This is a genomic window from Legionella quinlivanii (genome assembly GCF_900461555.1).
Taxonomy (GTDB): Bacteria; Pseudomonadota; Gammaproteobacteria; order Legionellales; family Legionellaceae; genus Legionella_C; species Legionella_C quinlivanii.
The window spans coordinates 1694509-1714324 of sequence record NZ_UGOX01000001.1; the positions used below are offsets into that span (position 1 = coordinate 1694509).

The following is a 19816-nucleotide window of genomic DNA, read 5'->3' on the forward strand; positions in this document are numbered from 1 at the left end:
AAAGTGTTAAGTAAAGTTCAGTTTGACCAACACACTAATCACAACCAGCCAAAATAAACCCCGGGTTATAATTCTTGAAACTGCTCTTCTGACCGGCATCACCTTATTGGTAACGTAGTAATAGTAATAACCTGCAGTATAACTGGCAATACTCGCATACAGAATAGTTTTGATCAGCGAAGTGATTACATCCGCTGGATTAATAATTTCTGAAAGACGTAAAAGGTATTCGTCGGTGCTCATATGTAAAAGATAGGAAAAGGTTAAAAAGACACTGAGAAAAAAAGCCGCTGATATGTAGGTGTAAAGTAACATCGCTGTAATGTTGACACCAACAATCAAGGGAATAATTGTTTCCAGCATTACCCGATCGGGCGTATGATTTAAACTGGGGTGATCCGGGTTAATCAGATTAAGCCCGCATTGTACACAGAAGATAAAACCAATCGGCAGCGGCGCCATATCGCGGATTATAGTGCTTTGCGCAATAAATAATGCCTGATTCTGCAAATTGAATGGTGCCAGTATGTAGTTAATGCTATAAGCCAGAGACATCCCAATCAGGCAGCTCAGTATAAGGAGAGGAAACACAAGCACTGACCCTGAATGCAGAGTACCGAGAATGGTATGGCTCCAGCGCACATCCTGCCATTTGAAGATGAAGCAATAGGATAAATGGCCCAGATAAACAAAAAAGAGAGTAATTGCTCGATGCAGACTAAAAATTTTCTGGCCGGTGTAAAAAAAAAATTTTGACATTAATTTGAACAGGTCCCTGTTAATAATTAGCGAGCGTCCATTGAATGGCAATATTTCAGGCACATTCGATTTAACTTAAGCTACCATTATGAATATACTAAATTATAAGGGCTTCCATCTCTTATTAAAATACTTGGAATGGATTTAATTAACAGGTACGGAACTATGACACCTTGGTATAAAGAACTCCTGACACCACTAATAAGACGAATTGCAGATGATGATGAGAAACTATTAGCAGTTAATTTCGTCAACAAAGTTTTTTATTTTGTCGAAATGGAAGTTTTTAATAAAATATTGCCCTTGGAATGGTCTCTTGGTGTCATTTATCATCTTTTCAAGGAGTTCGGCAGAGAGAATAAACCCATTCTCTTAAAAGAATTTGTTCATCTGTTTCTCGGGCTTTCTTTGCTGCATGCAAAATATGCCAATGATTTTGTCGTATGGACCAGTGATTTTGTGCCCGTTCTTCCACTTCCCAAACCAGAAATTCCAAAAAATTATGCGCGGCCGTTAATAATGCACCGCTTATACAATCAGTTCAGAGAGGACCTGATTTACCTGCAAGTGGTTCAGGGTAAGATATATTATTTTTATTTGTATGGTGGAACTGCCCGAGAGTCTTTCATCGATAATTTGAACCGGGAAAGCAAATCGATTATCCAAAAAAAAATTGAGGGTCGAAAGTTGCTCACAGAATCTGAAGCGGCTCTCTTAAGAAAAGCTCTGACACTAAAAAACCCGCAGATCGAATTTCTTAAAAAACACCCCAATGCAGCATTTTGCACCACTTCCTATCCCCGATGGGATCAGATAAAACGTTCACAATATAGCGAGAATGAGAAAGAGTCTCTTTTTACAGCGAGGGAGATAATAAGCGAAATTGAAATTGAAGTTTGGCCAAAACTTAAATTTGAAATGGGTTTTGGCTTGCGGCCCAATTCGAAAAGGGGAAAATTATTGCATGATTTATTTATGCAGGAACATTCAGATTTTTTTTATATCAGTTTATGCAGTGACTACTGTAAAGTGGAAGGAGGCTCACTACAACTCCGGCGGTTTATTCATCGTGTCATACCAAAACCAATCAGAGCTGCTTGGGAGCATCTTTTCAAAATAATACCTCCTGTCTATCATAATCTGTTTATTCACTCATTGTGGGCACTTGATATCCCGGTAAGAGATCGAGAACTTCTGGAATCAATTATGACGCTTCTTAAGAGATTTCCTGCTAGTTTTTCATCATTACTTCCCACTTTTTCCAGCAAATTGCTTCATTTATTTTTACAATTGCAACAAGCCTACGAAGTTCCTGAATCCAAAGTTGCCGAGCTGGAATTGAAACTCCAATTATTGCAGTATCTTCATGAATATGATTATCAAATCCATGATATGGGATGGCAGAAACTGACAGAAGCAGTAGAAGATAAGCTCTTGAGTAATTCGTCCTATGCACTGCTATTTTCACACATTTCCAACCTTAATTGTATAGAGTGCAATTTATCGTCTTTTCAGGTGGAATTAAGGGAGCTGGCTTGTAAACTTTTCAGGGAAGAGAGCAGAGGCGACCCTGAACAGCACTTTGAGAGTTATTATACAATTTTCCTCAACAGGTTATATGACAGAAGAGTAGTTTTAACATCCCCTCAGGGACATGCAGTCGTTCAAACCCTGATTGATATCGGAAAGCAGAAGTTTTGCAATTCATCAGCATACGATCCGAACGACAGATTTTCATGCATCTCAATTAATCAGGTAATTAAAAGAGCCCGATTAGAGTGTCTTTCATCCACATTAATGGGCCTTAGAAGTTTAATGCCAGAACTCATTAGCCGAGCGATGGTAGAGAAATATAAACATGGTATTCATATCAGGCTTAAAAAACTGGCGGTTGCCGAAGTGAACTGGAAGGTGGGAAACTCTGAAACCATTGACATCAAGCGGGCCTTGGTAAGAGATATATTTTCTCAAGAGTTTTTGGGGTATCAGGCTCCTGTTCAATTGATTGCGGGAAAAGAGAATGTGGTATGTGGTTTATTCTTTTTTAGCATTGATAGCCAGGGATTATATTTCCAGATTTCCCGGATTGAAGCATTCGCCTGGACTCTTTCAATTTATCGCCCTGAGGAAGGGAAACAACTACTGGCACTGAGCAACGAATTGAGAGTCGCTGCTGTCGATATTCTGGAAAATGATCAAAAGAGTTCTAAAGAGTTGAAAAGGCTTGCGGTCAGTTTTATCAGACTTTTAAACAGTAGAAATGATAAGTTGGCCAATATAAAACCAAGATGGGACCTTTGTCTGTCAGAAATGACCCAAACACTTGCTCATCTGAAAGTATTTGAGTCATTTAAAGATTCATTCAAACAATCGATATTGAGATCCGCGATGACAGAAAACAGTAATATGTTTTTCAACAGGAACTTTAATTTTCAAATTCTGGAAGATTCTTCTCCCGAATTTCGACCACCATCAAGTCCTTAGCTCAACAAATTTAAGAGTTTTCTGGACTTTCATTTAAACTCTTTTAAAATTGTGAGTTTGTGAGAGAGCCCAGAGAGAATATGAATCCAATTGATGCGGTTATTTCATGGGTTGACGGCCATGATCCTGTATATCTGGATAAGTTGCGATCGTTTTGCGAACAATTGGGAATCAAACAACATGCGGCCGTTGAACCAACACGCATTAACCACTGTAATGAAATACAGTATTGCCTGCTTTCTCTTGAGCGTTTTGCCCCATGGATTAGAACAATCTTTATTCTCACCAATCAGCAAATTCCTTCGGTAATCGCAGATTTGGAGGGTAGTAGCCTGGCAAAAAAAATCAAAATAATTGATCAGAATGAATTGCTTTTACAGTTTGGATCAAAAACACCTGTATTCAACAGCATCAGTGTAGAATGGTTAATTTGGCATATTCCCGGCTTGTCGGATCAATTTCTTTATCTCAACGACGATTTTTTTATCATTCGTGAGGTTAGCCCTGAGGATTTTTTTTGTAACCAGCAATTAATTCTTCGAGGAGAATGGAAGGTGCAGGCAGAAAAAAAATGGGCTTATCGACTGCAAAAACAGATATGCCAATGGTTTAGCCTTAAGGAACCACTTCCGAAGACTAATCCTCACCGCGCATGGCAGGAAAAATCTGCCAGAATGAGCGGTTGGGATACGCATTTTTATCTTCTCCCGCATGCCCCTTTCCCTTTATTCCGAAGTTCTTTTGAAAAGTACATGACAAACAATTCTGAGTTGTTTTCCAGGAATATACGAATTCCATTTCGTCATGAGGATCAGGTATCCAGCGTACCACTGATAGTTCATTTTGATTTAAAAGAAAAGCGGGCAGTGCATGATCTTAAAAAACAGGTGACGATGGTTAATGGGGCCAGCCATTCTTTTCCAAAAATAAAACAACGCCTGAATAATGCCCATAAAAATAAGAATGTCGCGTTTGTATGCATGCAAAGTATTGATCAGGCGCCAGCAGAGGTTCAGGAGTATATGCTGAATTGGCTGGAACAGCATATTGCAAAAGGATTTGAATGAACATAGTTATTGATATCACTCGGCTAATGCGGCGTAAACTTAAAAAACAAACGATTACGGGTATTGACAGGGTTACTCAGGCTTTCGTCAATCATTATAGCGGAAGAGGGCTCGCGCTTGTACGCTGGAGCGGCCGGAGCTGGATTTTACCGCAGGTTCAATCTCAGGCATTATTCAAATGGCTGAACAGTGAAGGTACTCGCTCCCAGTTAGCCAAATATATTCTTAGCGGCATTTTCTCGCGCAAGAAAATGACTAAAGAGAAGCAAACCTTTTTACTAAATACGGGGCATGTCGGTTTAGGGCAATCCGATTATCAGAGGCTGGCAAAAGAAGAGGGTATTAAACCCGTTTTTATCGTTCATGATACTATCCCGATTGTGTATCCTGAATATTGCAGCCCGGGAGAAGACAGACGATACCACGAAAAAATGGCTTCCATTCTACCGCTGGCAAGCGCAATCATCACCAATTCAGAGGCGACTTTGAATGACTTAATCCTTTATTCAAAGCAGCACAATTATAATTTACCTTATACTAAGGCTATCCTTCTGGGTTCAGGAATTCCACCGGCTATTGAGCCTGGTTTAAGACCGCTCCAGAAGCCTTATTTTGTGATGTTAAGTACCATTGAACCACGAAAAAACCATTTATTAATACTGCAGATATGGCGCCAGTTAGTGGAACAGATGGGAGAAAACGCTCCTCATCTAGTCATCATTGGCAAACGCGGCTGGGAGTGTGAAAATGTGGTTGATATTCTAGAGCGTTGTCATCTTCTTAAAACGTTCGTCACTGAATTATCTCATTGTCCGGATGCGGACTTAGTCACCTATCTTTCTCACTCTCAAGCTCTGCTTTTTCCATCGTTCAGCGAGGGATTTGGCTTGCCTCTTGTTGAGGCCTTAACGCTGAAAGTACCAGTGATTGCCAGCGACCTGGCGGTGTTTAAAGAAATTGCAGGGAACATTCCTGAGTATATTGATCCTTTGGATGGCAAGCGCTGGAAAGAGCTTATCTTGGAATACGCCACATCGGAGAGTATTTGCAGAAGGGAGCAGATTGAGCGTATTCATCATTTCAAATACCCTTCATGGGCTGAGTATTTTGAACAAATGGATTCTGTTTTGAAAGAGATAAACTGTACTTCTCACAAAGACATTGTTGCGTAAATGAAGACAGGTGCACCAAACCGTCATTGCGAGCCTTGGCGAAGCAATCCAGTTCCTTGCCTTGCTCAAGTTTCGATTTGGATTGCTTCACTTTGTTCGCAAAGACGACAGGGAAAGTGAGTCATGGCAGCTGAACCAGGTTAACCCTGTCTCTATCACGGGACAAAATTTGAGGATGAATCGTCATCCTGCCTTGCCTTTTTATTGAGCTGCTTCACGTCCTCTGTATCGCTTACATTTGTTTGTACTGTCTTTAGATCCAATACTGATACAGTCCTTTTTAATCCTTTTTTCGGTGAACTGTTCGCTTGGAAGAAACCAGCGTTGCCTGGTGCGGATATTTTTTCTGCATCGGAAGCAGCTGATGTTTCACTAACAGGCTCAGGCTTTTTCAATCGGGTATTCAGATCAAATACTTTCAGATCTGCATTGTCGCGAAGAAAGGCTTTTTCCTGAGAAAAAGCACTGTCTTCAAGCTTTTGATAGTCCTCTTCACTCATTGTGAAAAGGGTTTTCAGTTTATCCTTGATATGGGTAGCTATGTAAGCCGAAACCTGTTGTCCACCGTGGCCATCGTATATGCCGCTCATGCCAATAAAACCAGGCACCTTATTTGGCCGCTTAACAGTTTGCACTGCGACGGTCACATTGTCGCTAGATCCATTTGTGATAGCCCAGTAAACAAGATGCTCAGACAGCTGATCTTCTGAAATGGTTTCTGCGTTACCAGCAGCAGCGATTGCTTCTTTGAGATAGTTTTCCTGTCCCTTTTTAACGTCATTAAGCAACTTTATCTGCTTGCGTGCTCCATCTGTAAAGCCGTCTGAAGAGCTTATTAATTTTACTGAATATCCTATGGGAATATTGGACAAGTCGACAATGGAGATATCTGAGTCGGCGATAACAGGCAGAAAAAAAGCATCTCCAATTGCTCTGGAAACGGCAAGCCTGCCCCAAACCCGGCCATTTAAAACATAATAATCTTCGTATTCCATTATACGTGCTCTTTCGAGCTCAGGCTTGTGCTCTCTCGAATTTAATCTGTAGACATCAATCACTTCGCCAGATTCATTATAAACAGCTGCGAATGCTGCAGCATCTGCAAGAAGTGCGGTAATTAGGAAATTATTTTTAATCACTGTTGTAACTGCGGTTGAACCGACTTTTTCAAGTGTTTTATCTCTAAGTATTTCGGCGTCAATTTGTCGATAAGCAGTCCATAGACGCTGGCCAATCTGAAGGGGTGTCAAATCCAAAGAAGCGGAGTCAGATTTAAACCAGGCAGCAGTATCTTCCTGGTAATTACGTCCCCCCTTTAACTGGCTGCCAGCGTATCTGTGTTTAGAAATTTCCTCGTTTGGATTATCGCCAGGTACTGGCATAGTCTCAGTAGAATTGTTTGGCATTGGCATCGCAAATAGATCAAATAGGCTTTATTTTATACTTTATGGTGTTTTGTTTCAAGGCATCTGTTTTTATTTCAAGTTTTTCAATAGCTAATGTCTATAGCTTGGCATGATTCCAGATAAATTATACAATATGTAAAAAATAACGTCAGCAACTAATTTTATGTCAGTTCAATACAATTTAGTATCTCGAAGAAATTTAAAAAATTTCATGCAAAAGCCTATCGAAAGCTATACTCTGCAAAGCCTGTATGATGAAGCTCGCGCACTTCATATGGATTATAAAAAAAATAAGGAGAAAAGCCTTGTTGCGCAAGTTGATTTTTTAAAATCAATTCTCGATAAAAACAATAACTTCTATGATACCCAAATCTACAGCAAAAAAGGCTGGTGGCAGAAAGTGCTCTATTTCTTTGGCTGGCTTCCAAAAGAAGAATCTCGGCTTCTCTCATTCAATAAGTCATTAAAAAAACAAATTCAAAGTTTGGAAAAGAGGAAGTTTAGCTTTGACTTTCTCGATAACTGGGCACTATCCATTGTGGATGAGAAAATTGATTCTCTTGTGGATAGTGAAAAAGATATTGACAGGTTATTATCAAATTTGTCGCATCGCTCTTTACTTTCCGTTACAGACGTACCCGATTATCTGGAAGGAAATGCCAGCGTTACCGCTTATCGTGATTATGTTTCAGATTTACAGGATTATATCAGAACCTTGCCCGAACAATCTGAGATCCAGCTCCGGCTCAAGCGAATAGCAGGACAGCTCAAGAGTTGTGAGGAACAGGAAGGCCGAGTTCTAAGACATCGTACGCAAACCGAGTATCTCATCAAAACTGGACGTCATCAGGATGTACAAACACTTAATGAACAACTGCTTGATGAAATGACATTTGAAGCGATTAAAAAAATTGATAATCTTTGCCCCGGGGAGTCTGCTCTTTTTAGCCATGGTTTTTCCTCTACCCAGGGAGGGCATGCGACTCTGTTTGAAGTAGAAAAACTTGAAAAGGATTCTTCAGTTTTCCTGTTTATCAATACCGGATATGGTGTTCAGAAGAATTATAGTTGGTTAACCTCAATTGTAGACAATGTCTTTGGTCTGGATAAAAGCCCCGCTAAAAAAACAAGCCCAATTGACATCATTGAGCTGGCAACAGACTCGCTGATGCCAGAATTATTAGCGCCAAGAATCCTCAGCGCACCGGATGTTACAACGGGTTTACAAAATATGTTGCAGCCATTATCCGAATTACAAAGACAGGGGCGATTACTGGATGATGATCATCAGATAAGACATCAGAAAATGGGATCCTGTTCCCAGTCCTGTATTGATGCCTGGTTTGAGCGGCAATGCAAGGAAGCAGAGACTATTCCATTTCAAATATTTCGCTTAAAGAAGACTTTATCAAAAATTGATCTGCTTTTACGAAACAATACACTCAATTTAAGACAACGGGAGGCTTGCCGTCATATGCGGGTCGCAGTGTATATAGAACTTAATAATTTGCAGGCCAGAGTGAGCGATTTAAATGAACGCACACATAACAAACTCAGCAATAGCCTTATTGATTTAAAGAGAGTGCGCGAAGAGAACTCTGAAGCGAAAGATAAGACAGCAAAACCGGTAAATTTTGAAGATCCTGATGAACTCGATCGTTACTGTAAAATAAAAACAGCACAGCATTTAAACTCCAAATTTTCTTCGCAAGAGCAATTAAGAATACAAAATGCGTCTCGGGAAACCGTTTCTGTAAAAACAGCTTCAAGAACCTTTCTTCTTTTTGGTAAAAAAAGAAAACTCAGCGATGAGGAGATACAGGAAAATAAATTAAACAAGGTATTGCTGGCAAAGCAAATAATGCACGCCAGTGAATTAACAAATCGTTATAGTTTTATCCAACAAAGTCTTCTACAGCAGAGTGGATTGAATGAGGAAGAAACAAAACGAATCGATCAGTTGGTGGCTTATCAACGAGAAAAGGGCTCGGTTCCCTATCACAGTCTGGTGTTTTAAACTCATGAACATCGGATCCTATCGTCAGGAAGTGGTGAGTTAGGCGTTGTTGAGAACTAAGCAGCTACTCTGTCGTCTTTGCTACGGAGTGAAGCAATCCAGATCGAAACCTGAACAACGTCATGAACTGGACTGCTTCGCCAAAGCTCGCAAAGATGGTTTTTTGTGCACCAATCTTTATTTGTTCAACAATGCCGAAGCTTCATGAAAGCATTCCATTTAAGCAAAGAATGGTTGATGCGGCTGCATGACCAAAGTCATTTTTGTCATCAGCCTCATTATCATCCTGATTGGATTCTGCATTCTCGCATTTTTGAATATAAACCTTATTCAGATCGGCCATTGTCTGGAGGACAGCCTGAGTGAGGCTGCGGATTTTACATTTGCACTGCAGCATTCCAGAAAGGGCATTCGTGATGCTTTCATCAGCAATATCGCGAAATTCTGCCAATAATTCAGCAAGGCTTGCTTCTGAAGTTTTTAAATCAATTGCAAACAATTTTTTTGCAGTTTTGGAGGATAAGTTGAGTAATGCGGGAAGCATCATGCAGTAATACTGGAAAAACTGAACTTTCAACAATCCTGCCATTGCGATACGTTGCTGATCCTGATAGAAAACAGGTTGATTTTTTTTGAGCTCTTCCTGGGTCGCATGCTGTGCAGGCAATAATCCATTCACTGTACATTGCAATAACTGTGATAAATCAGCAAGTTTGGCCGTAAAGACTTGCCGATACACGCGGTCAACTCCACCAAAAAATGCCGGATCATCCGAGTTCAATGAAATTATTTGTTTTTCAAGAAATTTAATAAATTGCTTGTGCTTTTCCAGGCCAGGAATCTCATTAGGGTACACCGTAATATCGCTGATAGGGCAGCTTTCAAGCGTCACGCCCTTTTCTTTCATCGTATTTAAATACTCTTCCTCATCAGCACTATTTTGCCCATGTGCTACCCAATCAAGAAGCTCTGTTGATTCCAGTATGGTCTTCGCATCCGAGGATTTTTCCATATGCGCCGTAAAATACCAGGCTGGATTATTTGCTGATAAGCGAAGCGCTCTGCCTTCCTTGTAAAAATCTTTGAACAGTTCAAATGGGAATGGGCCCTCATTGCCGGCAAGACCTATTGTTGTGATTAATCCATTGGGGCATTTTTTAAGATTTTCCCAAATCTCATTAAACGGTTCGGGATAGTGGTGGCGCTCTTGATAATAACGCAGTCTTAAAACACTAATCTCGCCAAAATCCTGCATTCCTCTTACTAATGCTCGGTTATAAGCCTGATTAAAATCAATAAAACTCATGTATTTTTTACACTGTACCCAGGAGATGCCGGGGAGGGCGAAAATAACATTATTTTCATAACAATATCTGTAAAAATCATAGGCAATTTCCTCGATATCCTGGGGTGTTCTAATAAAATCGGAAATTTCAAAAAAATCATTGAGAAAACCCTGAAAGTCTTCGACCCCTCGATATTTAAACAAGTTACCGCTCTCATGAACAAGATCTTCGCGGAATTGAAGACCATTCCTTGCGGCAATTTCCCTTGCTCTTCTAACCGTTATGAAGCCGGCTTCTCCATGTACATGGAGATCGACTTTAGGTAATTTATTAATCAGATCCTCAGCCACAAACTTATTTTCCAAATGAGACCCTAAATTCTGCAATAACTCTTCAGATAATGAAGGCAGGGCGGGTATTGGTCTTTGTTTCGAGCTGATTTCAAACCCTTGCAAGTCAATCACAGGCCTGGCCGCTTTTGAGGAAGGAGTTTGATCCGTGAAGATGCTGTTCTTCATTTAATTTTTTCCTATTCCATTTAAAGCCGCCATTTTTTCATAAATGAATCACAAGTTCCACAAATAACTTTTCTGCCTCAATATTCGGCATAATGTCGGTTGATTAGCTTGGGTATTTTAAATCTCAAACCCAATTGCTCTATGATAACTACTCATGGATTGCTTCGCTACCGCACGCAAAGACAGTTTTTGGAACACCAGTCTATGTTTATGCCCACAACGGCATAACGCCTAACTCCTTTAAAAGACGCATTATGCCTGAATCGTAAAACGAGCAGGGATATTTTTTAGTTTTTGTTCGCCGCTCAAACGAGCATAGGCCTTCTCAAGTAAATAGTGTTTTTTCCCTTTTGGTAAATGCTCAATAATTTTATAAAATCCATCGGAAGACAGAGACAACAACAGGCAGGTCGAACTTGTTTTAACAGTGGCATTTCGCTCACAATTATAAAGCAAGGCGACTTCTCCAAAAAAGTCACCGTCACTTAAACTTGCAATAAGCACTTCTTCACCATCTTCAACAGAAAAGACATCAACCATACCGATAGCGATGATATAAAACTTATCCCCCTGTTCGCCTTGTTTGAACACGATTTCATGTCGGTCAAATCGCTCGGTAGTCATGTTGTTCGCAATGTCAACCATGAGATGTTTATCGAAATCCGCAAAAAGAGGAATATGTTCAAGCCATGCGGGATTAACGCGTACGAAGCCCTGTTCCGGCATTAAGGTGAAGCCTTTTTGTTTATTCCATAGCTGATTATAAAATCCATTCTGATTAATTAAAGAGCTGTGATTGCCCGATTCTACAATTTCACCTTCCTTCATAACCAGAATCAAATCAGCATTGACAACCGAACTAAGCCTGTGGGTTATTGAAATAATAGTATGTAAGCCGGATAATTTATCGATGGTTTCATCGATTAGTGAAGAAGAAAAGGGATCCAGGGCGGAGCTTGCTTCATCGAGGCAAAGAATCGCCGGGTTGGCAACCAGTGCGCGGGCTATACAGATCCTTTGTTTCTGGCCTCCAGAAAGATCTGAGTTTTTAGGACCGATCAGCGTATTATAGGTGTCAGGAAGCTGCATAATTTCATTGTGAATTCCAGCTTGTTTTGCGGCCTCAATAATTTCATTTTCTGACGCGTCCAAACGCCCCATTCTAATGTTTTCCAGAATGCTTCCCTCAAAAAGCTTGGGTTCCTGCAATACCACCGAAGTCTGAGCGAGCAATGTTTCCTGGGGAAAATCACGATAATCTTTTGAATCAAAAAAGATAGTACCAGAAGCAGGAATAATTTCCTTGAGAATAAGTTTTAAAAGGGTGCTTTTACCTGAGCCGCTCAGGCCAACAATCCCTATGAATTGTCCTGCTGCTATTTTAAAATTAATCTGTTTCAAGACGGTTCTGTCATCGTAATTAAAGAAAACGTCTTTTATATAAATTCCTTTCTCAAGTCGTGGAAGAAAAACTTCTTTACCGGATGCTTCTTCCATCTCCAGTAAATCTTCAATGATCTTCAAGCTTGAGGCACAGCGCATAATAACAGGCAAGGTGTTGCTGATACTATTTACTGATGATAAAAAGTTTCTGAATAGCAGAATAAATGCGATAAACGAGCCCAGGCTTAATAAATTAAAAAATACCAGGACCCCTCCCAGAATATAAATCAAGAGCATGGAAAAATTGATGCCAATTAGCAAAGAGGCACTGGAAAGGCCTAAATTAATGTTATATTTATAATTAGCCTCAGTTGATTGTGCGAGAAAGGATTTAAATTTGTTTTTTTTAAACTCTTTTAAAAGCTCTAATCGTATTACGTCCTGCATTTTGATATTTTCTTGAACGGTATCCAGTATTTGGGCATCCATTCTTTGTTTGTCGCTTATTGCCTGCTCGGTCTTTCTGAAAAAGTAACGTGGCAGCGCCAGAATTATTACCAGGCTGGGTAAAATAATCAGAGCAATAATCCAGTCAAAATAAAACAGAAGGGCTCCTGCAACAAAACAAAGTAAAACATCACTCAAAAGACTCCAGGTTGAAAACAGGGTAGTACTTTCAATCAGTGCAAGATGTTCACTAAAATATGAGATCAGAGGAGAGGATTGTTTTTTGTAATAGGAGTTCAGATTTAAATTCTGAAGAGTCACAAACATTTTATATCTTAAATGACTGATAATCTTTGCCCCCATAGCGGACAGAATTTTTGTGCGCATCAGAAATGCAAAAATAAAAAGAATATAGTTAGCCAGTAACAGAAACATCGTCAGCGCTAACAGAGAAATATTATTCGTTTTTAGAACATCATTAATTAACCACTCAACGATCACAGGTTGAATGCATTGAAACACTACTGAAAGGATAACGGAGATAAATAAAAGTGAAAACAATACAGGCTGTTTTTTCTGATATCTAAATAAGCTTTGATAAAATTTAAAAAGACTCATTGTATCCCTTTCAATAACTGGTAATTCTATGCAGGCCGATGCGGCTATTTTGAGTATATATCAAAAAAAAGAAGCAGTTAGATTTCTGATTTATGGGCATAAGCCTGATTGAATTAGTCTGGCTAACCCGGATTGCATTCAGAGTCAGCCTAAAGATTTCCAAGTCAGGTCCTTCATTGCCACTTGGAATAATGGCAAAGCCTGCTATTCTGACTTACACCACAGCCATCGTTATTAACCGAATGTCTATAACCTGAGTTACCATTCGCACCCAGCCAAAAGCCAATGATATGCGATAAATTAACCCCGGGTACTTTTGGAGCTAAAATGGCACTGTCCATCCAAATAGCGTTTTTAAAATTGGTGTAGACACCGAAACCAATTGCCGTATGAGTAGTCACATTGCTTCCCACTTTATAAACAGCGTAGCCATTAATATTTCCATCCATCCACTCTTGCTGGCTGGGAACATCATATGCTGGCTCCGATTGAAACTCATACACTATTCCGCCATTTCCATTCCATACGACATTGTATTTTTCAAAATGCTCGGACATAAGGTTGTAGGTTTTGACATTATTGCCATTAATGATAATGCCATAATCACCGGCGTTTTGAGTCCAGCCCACATTCGATCCATGATCTGCACGCCATAACCAGGTGTTATCAATAACCACATCATTGCTGTTAATAACCATACAGCTTCCAGCGGTGCTCTTGTAATTATTGGGTCCACCTACACGGCAATACACATCATCAATGAAAACAGGATCAACATGGGTTGTATTGTTCGGTGAAGTGCCCACCTGCAGCAAAACAGGGGCTGAAACCGGGCCGCCATCGATCATGAAACCAGCTAATTGAACGCCTTCTACATCACTGACATTCATGATCGGTTTGCCTGTATCGGAAACGAAGGTCGGGTATCCCATCCCATATATAATGGTATTTTTTCTGGTGACATTAATGGTTTCTGTTAAATGATAGACGCCTGGGGTGATAAAAAGATTGCTGCCTTGCCGTAAAGCGGCGTTAATTGAGGCGGCACTATCCCCTGGTTTTACCATATAAAAAGATGATATCGGCAGATTTTTTCCTGCAATATGCCAATCGGTACCGGAAACATTTTTCCGACGAGTTCTTACATTTAGTGCGAACTGATTGGTAACTTTATCAAACACTAAATAAGGCTTTTCTTTAATCAACGGCACTTTATCAATGATACTGTAAGGCGGATTGGGCCAATTTCCCGCTGGTATTTGACTTCCCGGTGTAATACCCACAAACACCATGTTCCAATTACTGCCATTCCAGGCTTTAAATTGCGTATTTCTTGTCAGATATTGTTGCTGGGTACCCGAATAAATGGTGCCGTCCACCCGTGAGTCTGCAAGCAAGCCCCCGCTTGACCAGCTTACATCATTTAAACGCAAATCACCCATCACGTGAATGCGCCTTGCCGGTGATGCCTGAGAAACGGCCCAGACATTCTGGTTTTTAGGAATAGAGCCATCGGTAAGCGAACCCAGGGTTGGAATGATTGCCAGATTTTCCATTGAGCGCCAGAATACGGTGGTGACTCCTCCTAAGTTGGGTCTATCCTGAGTACGCACGGCCCCGGTTATCACAACGTCATCCGGCTTTTGTCCCGCACCGACAACAGAGGTATACACTCCAACACGGACGTCAACCGGTGATGAAGCAGTGCCGTATTTTCCAGGCATAAATATAAAGGCATAGCGATTATCAGAGAAATCAACAGAGTAGCTATTCGCAGGATTATTTTGCTGATTGTAGATTTGAAGAATCCTGTTATTGATTTCACTGGCGGGCATGGAGGGATCGAAGATAATTACGTTAGAACCAAATGGATTATCTACACCAACTTGATTATCAGTATCTGCAAAAACGGTATTGCACACAGGTAACAAAGACAAGCCAAGTGATAAGATAAGTTTCTTCATAAGTGATTTTCCTTAATCGATTATTAATGGGGAACCTAAAAGCCTAGCATAGAAATTTCATGTTGTCAGATCGTAAGACAGCCATTTCGATATTTGATGAGAGCTCAGAGGGTAGGGTATATCAGACATAGAACTAACATTTCTGGCTAGTCATTTGCTTAATATTTGCGCATGATTTAATGATGCATACTAAACTAAACGATAGAGATTCTCATTATTTTTTAGCTGAAATAAAATGAACGACATGCCTCAGAAGCTTGCAATGTATCTGGCAAAACTAAAGGAAAAAACAACGACTCATGCGGGTTACCCTTATAATCTCAATTATAACTATGACGAGTTAATACCTTTTCTGAAATTTTCACTCAATAATCTGGGCGATCCATTTGTGCAATCCAATTATCAAATTGAAAGCAGGGAATTTGAACTGGAGGTTCTCGAGTTTTTTGCAGAATTATACAAGTGCAGTAACTGGTGGGGATATATTACCCATTGCGGCACTGAGAGTAATTTACATGCTATGTTATTAGCAAGAGAATATTATCCCAATGGAGTTCTCTATTTTTCAGAAGATACTCATTATTCTATTAAAAAAGCGGCCAAGATATTTTGCATACCCTATAAAGAAATTAAATCACAATCCAATGGAGAGTTAGACTATCAGCAACTTTATGATGAACTGGATTCTACGCGTCCTGTTATTTTGAATTTAAATATAGGTACGACGTTTAAGGGGGCGATTGATGATATCAATCAGATTTCAGCCTGCTTCGAAGAAAAAGGAATCAAAGAGTACTACATTCACTGTGACGCTGCATTGGGGGGTATGTTAGTTCCATATTTAGCCCCAGACATGATTAATTTCCACGCCAACATTCATAGTATTGCCATATCAGGGCACAAGTTTATTGGTGTTCCTTTTCCCTGTGGTATTATTTTGACTTATAAGTCAGTAGCGAAAAAATTTTGCAATTTCATTGAATATTTAAACTCTAATGATGCAACAATCTCAGGTTCACGAAATGGTCATGCCGCATTATTTCTTTGGTATAGCATTATGCAGAGAAAAGATGAGTTTAAAAATGAGGTAGAAACCTGTCGTCAGAACGCAGAATATTTCGCTAAAAAAATGAATGATTATCAACAGAATTGCTTACTTAATAATTACTCTACCACGCTCGTTTTTAACCTTCCAAGTCCAAGTATGGTTGATAAATGGCAACTTGCAGTATTAGGTAAACAAGCTCATTTTATTGTAATGCAGAACCATTCCAAAGAAACAATTGATCAGTTTATCAACGAATATCTTGCATTTTGATGGCTTGAAAGCATCTGTGAATTTAGTGTAATATTTTCGCTCATTCCGAGCAGTTATTCGTGAATGCCATAAACGTAGGTTATTAACAAAGCCCTTACCAGGTTCTGCGGTTTATCCCCAGAACCTGGATTCATAGCTCTTACAGTAAGTCGAAGCACGGAAGATGTCATGCGGCCAGGGAAGTGAGTTAAGCGTTTGATTTAGTTTGAATAGCTGGTCTGTAACTTTTGCTCCTGATCAACCGCTAACATAAGCCTGGTTTCTATTGTTTTGACCGAGAACATACCAGCCTGGCTACTGCGGCCTTCAGTGGTTTGATTCGGTTTGTTTTGCGATAACCACTCGAAAGCCTTTCTACTTTTATCTCCTCGGGTGACATTCTTTTCGACCGCATCAATCATCGCAGTAAGAAAATTTGGCGCCACACTTTTAAACCAGTCCAGAGCATCAATATTGCTGTATTCAACGGCTCCACGGAAGGCTTGGTAATTTCTTGCCTTTAGCATCTTTGGAAATTCAGTATCAGGAGCATGTTCTTTTTGCCATTTTAAAGAGGCTAAATTTTCATAACCGGCAAAGCAAAAGCCCCAATAGTTATCAGCTTGTAAGGCCTTAATTAATTCCTCAGGTGCTTCTTTATTCAACCACTCCAGGGAGTCAATGTGACCCGCAGCGGCGGCTAATCTAAAACCATAGTAGAAGTCGTGCTGAATCATAGCAATCACATCCTTAGGTGCTTGTTTTTTAAACCAATCAAGAATAGGAGTGTGACCCGCGACCGCAGCAAATCGAATACCACGATATCCTCGGCTTCTGAGCATTGTCATTTGTTCATCCGGTGCTTTTCTATGCATCCATTGAAGGATATGCAAATGACCAGACTTAGCTGCAAAATCAAAGGCGTCATAGGATTGGGCTCGAATCATTGATGGCAAGTCATTCGGCGCTTCACTGGCTAGCCAATCGATAATTTTTTGATGACCATTTGCTGCCGCCCAGCAAAAAGCCTCATACTCTTTGTTTTGTATCAGAATTAGAAATTTATCAGGAGATTGGTCTTTAATTTTTTGCAAGACATCCAGGTATCCCATAATGGCGCTGATGGTAAAGATTTTCTGCTGAGATAAACCCAGTGTGTCCTGTGCGAAACGCATATAGTCGGACAGTTGTAAATCGGGATAAAATATTCTTAGTAATATGAGAGCTTGAACATCATCTTCTGGAAAATCAAGACGAGTGGTTTCTTGAAAGGGTTTTCCAATAAGCTGGTCATCATTCCAGGTTATTTTAAGCTGAAACTTATTAAACCAGAATTGCTCAGGTATTTTCTTAGCGATAGGGTGATTTTCTCTTTGCATTTATTTGACGCGCTGATTATAAAATGGACATTGTTTCATATTCTAATCTTTTTGTAAAACCTGCAGAATATGAATTCAGAACATATGAATCAAATTGTTTGTTAGCTGCTCGACTGCTTTATAAGCCTCTGCTAGTATCCCATACCGAGTAAACCAATTACAGAAAAAGTTATGAAACAGGGAATGTTGAATTTAATATTTAAAATAGTGTCCATCGGTGTAGTATTTCTCGCTAGTATGAGTGGCTACGCAGCGGAACAAATCTCTCTTTCAAAAACTATTTATGTTAATAGCAGTCTTCCCTTTGAATCGCATCAGGGAGCAGGTCCCTTCGATACTGCGATCGCGATGAATATTCAATACCAGCCAGTTAAAACAATACGAGAGGAACTGTCAAGCTATCTGCAATACCCCTTGCGATTTTTCACGGGGTGGAATGAAGATGGGGAGGCGCATATCACGGTGATAACACCGCCAGAATACTCTGATATCATTAAAAAGTTTGTCAGCATAGAACGAATGGAAGAAATTGCTTTGCAGAATACCATTCAAGCCTCTGATTTGAAGGTTTTAGGTTTGGGAAGAGGTGTTGTTAACATTAATGATAAAGCAGAAGAAACGTATTTTCTTATTGTTAAATCAAGAAATTTATTGAAGATTCGGCAGCTAGTTTATGAAGAGTTCGTCAAAAATGGCGGTAATAAAGATGCCTGGAATCCGAGACATTTTCATCCTCATATTACGGTCGGGTATTCTTTAAGAGATCTTCATGAAGCGGATGGTGTGATTAAAGATGTAATGCATTCGCTGGATACTCGATTTGAACTGGTATCAACTGAATAGGCAGTTCAAGGAATTGAGCGTACTGATTTTTAGTAGTTGATGCTCCAGCAAGGAGTTTGCGGGAGCTAGAATGCGAAAATTTTACGAAGGATCTTATTTCAATTCTAAGACATGGCTCCTCTTTTCCTCTACATCAGGAACTACGGCGGTATATACACTTCCCATTTTGGTAAGAGTGGCAACATTTTGTTTCATATCACCAAATGATGCACTTCGCCTTAGTGGCTGAACTTCGAGGGGCTCGCTATTAGCCGCTTTACTTGCTGCTTTAGCATGAAGTTCCATACCATATTGATGGGCGAGGTAGCTGGTACAAACTGCATTCCCTAATTGATTGTCGCGCAGCATATAAAGCGGGCTTATCGCCCGAAGCATATGATATATTTTCATCACTTCGCTGCTGATATCGGCAACATTCTCACTGGAAAACACCGTGTCATAATTCATTAAAAGCATAAGACTCATGAGAAAATACCCTGTTCGCCCTCTCCCTGCGCTACAGTGAATTACGGTGTTGTTAATTAAACTATCTTCATAGATCTCCCAAATCGCCTTTTTAAGCACTTCACCATCAAGAACAGGATGGCTATGCCAGCAGTTTGCCAGGTTAAGTGAGCCGCCATCCGATATAGGAATTAAAACAACATCAACATCTTTTGCTTCGCTATTCTCGGTTTGGGGGAAGCTTAAAGTGGAATATGCGATAGTGTTGGGACAAACCCGATTCGTTTTAAACTCAGCCTCGCCGCTTTTTCGAGTGACTGTAAAGCGATAATTTTTTTCTGCCAAAGCAAATGACCTATCCCCGTCAGTAAAACAATAATCAGCAAAATCAGGAAAATGATGTTTATCACTGGAAAGTGTTACTCCTAGTGCAATAATTTTTTTAACTGGATTTTCAGAAGGGTAGATATTGGTTGCAATGAATTGATCTAATGTATCTTGTTGAGGACCCGAAGAGGTAAATAATTTTGTACCTGGAATGGCTATTCTTTAATTAAAGAAGGGAGAGGACTGTCTGTGAATTCATCTCGAGTTTCTCTTGTGAAGAAAGGTTGATAAACAAAATCGCTATCATCATAATCTTCCATAGTATTCCTAATTAACTTGTTAGAATTGTGCCGCATTCTAACAGATTTTAATTAAATATTGGGGTTATTTTCCTGAAAAAGTTTG

13 protein-coding genes are annotated in these 19816 nt (G+C 39.9%); 6 read left to right on the forward strand and 7 right to left on the reverse strand.

Annotated features, from left to right (window positions below):
• Positions 1-6: 6 nt before the first annotated feature.
• Positions 7-759, reverse strand: coding sequence for an ABC transporter permease (locus DYH61_RS07320; RefSeq protein ID WP_058506455.1), 753 nt, complete (start codon positions 757-759; stop codon positions 7-9).
• Positions 760-924: 165 nt separating this feature from the next.
• Here DYH61_RS07320 and DYH61_RS07325 point away from each other — a divergent pair, with 165 nt between their 5' ends.
• From DYH61_RS07325 to DYH61_RS07335, 3 genes are all read left to right on the forward strand, one after another.
• Positions 925-3243, forward strand: a complete 2319-nt coding sequence (locus DYH61_RS07325) for a hypothetical protein (RefSeq protein WP_058506454.1) — start codon at positions 925-927, stop codon at positions 3241-3243.
• Positions 3244-3323: 80 nt separating this feature from the next.
• Positions 3324-4310: a Stealth CR1 domain-containing protein gene (locus DYH61_RS07330; RefSeq protein WP_058506453.1), complete on the forward strand. Its 987-nt coding sequence runs from the start codon at positions 3324-3326 to the stop codon at positions 4308-4310.
• Positions 4307-5482: a glycosyltransferase family 4 protein gene (locus tag DYH61_RS07335; RefSeq protein WP_058506452.1), complete on the forward strand. Its 1176-nt coding sequence runs from the start codon at positions 4307-4309 to the stop codon at positions 5480-5482. Before DYH61_RS07330 ends, DYH61_RS07335 begins: the two co-directional genes overlap by 4 nt.
• Positions 5483-5637: 155 nt before the next feature.
• On the opposite strand, the gene DYH61_RS07340 is transcribed toward DYH61_RS07335, so the two are convergent.
• Complete coding sequence (locus DYH61_RS07340) at positions 5638-6888, reverse strand: PP2C family serine/threonine-protein phosphatase (protein ID WP_160037268.1); 1251 nt, start codon at positions 6886-6888, stop codon at positions 5638-5640.
• 163 nt (positions 6889-7051) lie between these two features.
• Here DYH61_RS07340 and DYH61_RS07345 point away from each other — a divergent pair, with 163 nt between their 5' ends.
• A complete protein-coding gene (locus DYH61_RS07345; RefSeq protein WP_058506450.1) occupies positions 7052-8905 on the forward strand; it encodes a hypothetical protein in 1854 nt (617 codons plus the stop codon).
• Positions 8906-9107: 202 nt separating this feature from the next.
• On the opposite strand, the gene DYH61_RS07350 is transcribed toward DYH61_RS07345, so the two are convergent.
• From DYH61_RS07350 to DYH61_RS07360, 3 genes are all read right to left on the reverse strand, one after another.
• A complete protein-coding gene (locus tag DYH61_RS07350; RefSeq protein ID WP_058506449.1) occupies positions 9108-10709 on the reverse strand; it encodes an amidohydrolase family protein in 1602 nt (533 codons plus the stop codon).
• Positions 10710-10961: 252 nt separating this feature from the next.
• On the reverse strand, positions 10962-13157 hold the full coding sequence (locus tag DYH61_RS07355; protein ID WP_058506448.1) for an ATP-binding cassette domain-containing protein: 2196 nt from the start codon (positions 13155-13157) through the stop codon (positions 10962-10964).
• 173 nt (positions 13158-13330) lie between these two features.
• Positions 13331-15121, reverse strand: coding sequence for a hypothetical protein (locus DYH61_RS07360; RefSeq protein WP_058506447.1), 1791 nt, complete (start codon positions 15119-15121; stop codon positions 13331-13333).
• A 244-nt stretch (positions 15122-15365) separates the two neighbouring features.
• Between DYH61_RS07360 and DYH61_RS07365 the strand changes: the two genes are divergently transcribed.
• Entirely contained in the window at positions 15366-16439 is a 1074-nt protein-coding gene (locus DYH61_RS07365; protein ID WP_160037267.1) for a histidine decarboxylase, read from the forward strand.
• Positions 16440-16639: 200 nt separating this feature from the next.
• Here DYH61_RS07365 and DYH61_RS07370 read toward each other — a convergent pair whose 3' ends face one another.
• The gene (locus DYH61_RS07370; protein ID WP_058506445.1) at positions 16640-17797 is read right to left on the reverse strand and encodes an ankyrin repeat domain-containing protein; all 1158 of its coding nucleotides are present in this window, start codon (positions 17795-17797) and stop codon (positions 16640-16642) included.
• 183 nt (positions 17798-17980) lie between these two features.
• On the opposite strand from DYH61_RS07370, the gene DYH61_RS07375 reads away from it, so the two are divergent.
• Entirely contained in the window at positions 17981-18640 is a 660-nt protein-coding gene (locus DYH61_RS07375; RefSeq protein ID WP_133129120.1) for a 2'-5' RNA ligase family protein, read from the forward strand.
• A 93-nt stretch (positions 18641-18733) separates the two neighbouring features.
• On the opposite strand, the gene DYH61_RS07380 is transcribed toward DYH61_RS07375, so the two are convergent.
• Positions 18734-19429 carry a protein-tyrosine phosphatase family protein gene (locus tag DYH61_RS07380; protein WP_058506443.1) on the reverse strand — a complete coding sequence of 232 codons (696 nt, stop codon included), beginning with the start codon at positions 19427-19429 and terminating at the stop codon, positions 18734-18736.
• Positions 19430-19816 lie beyond the last annotated feature (387 nt).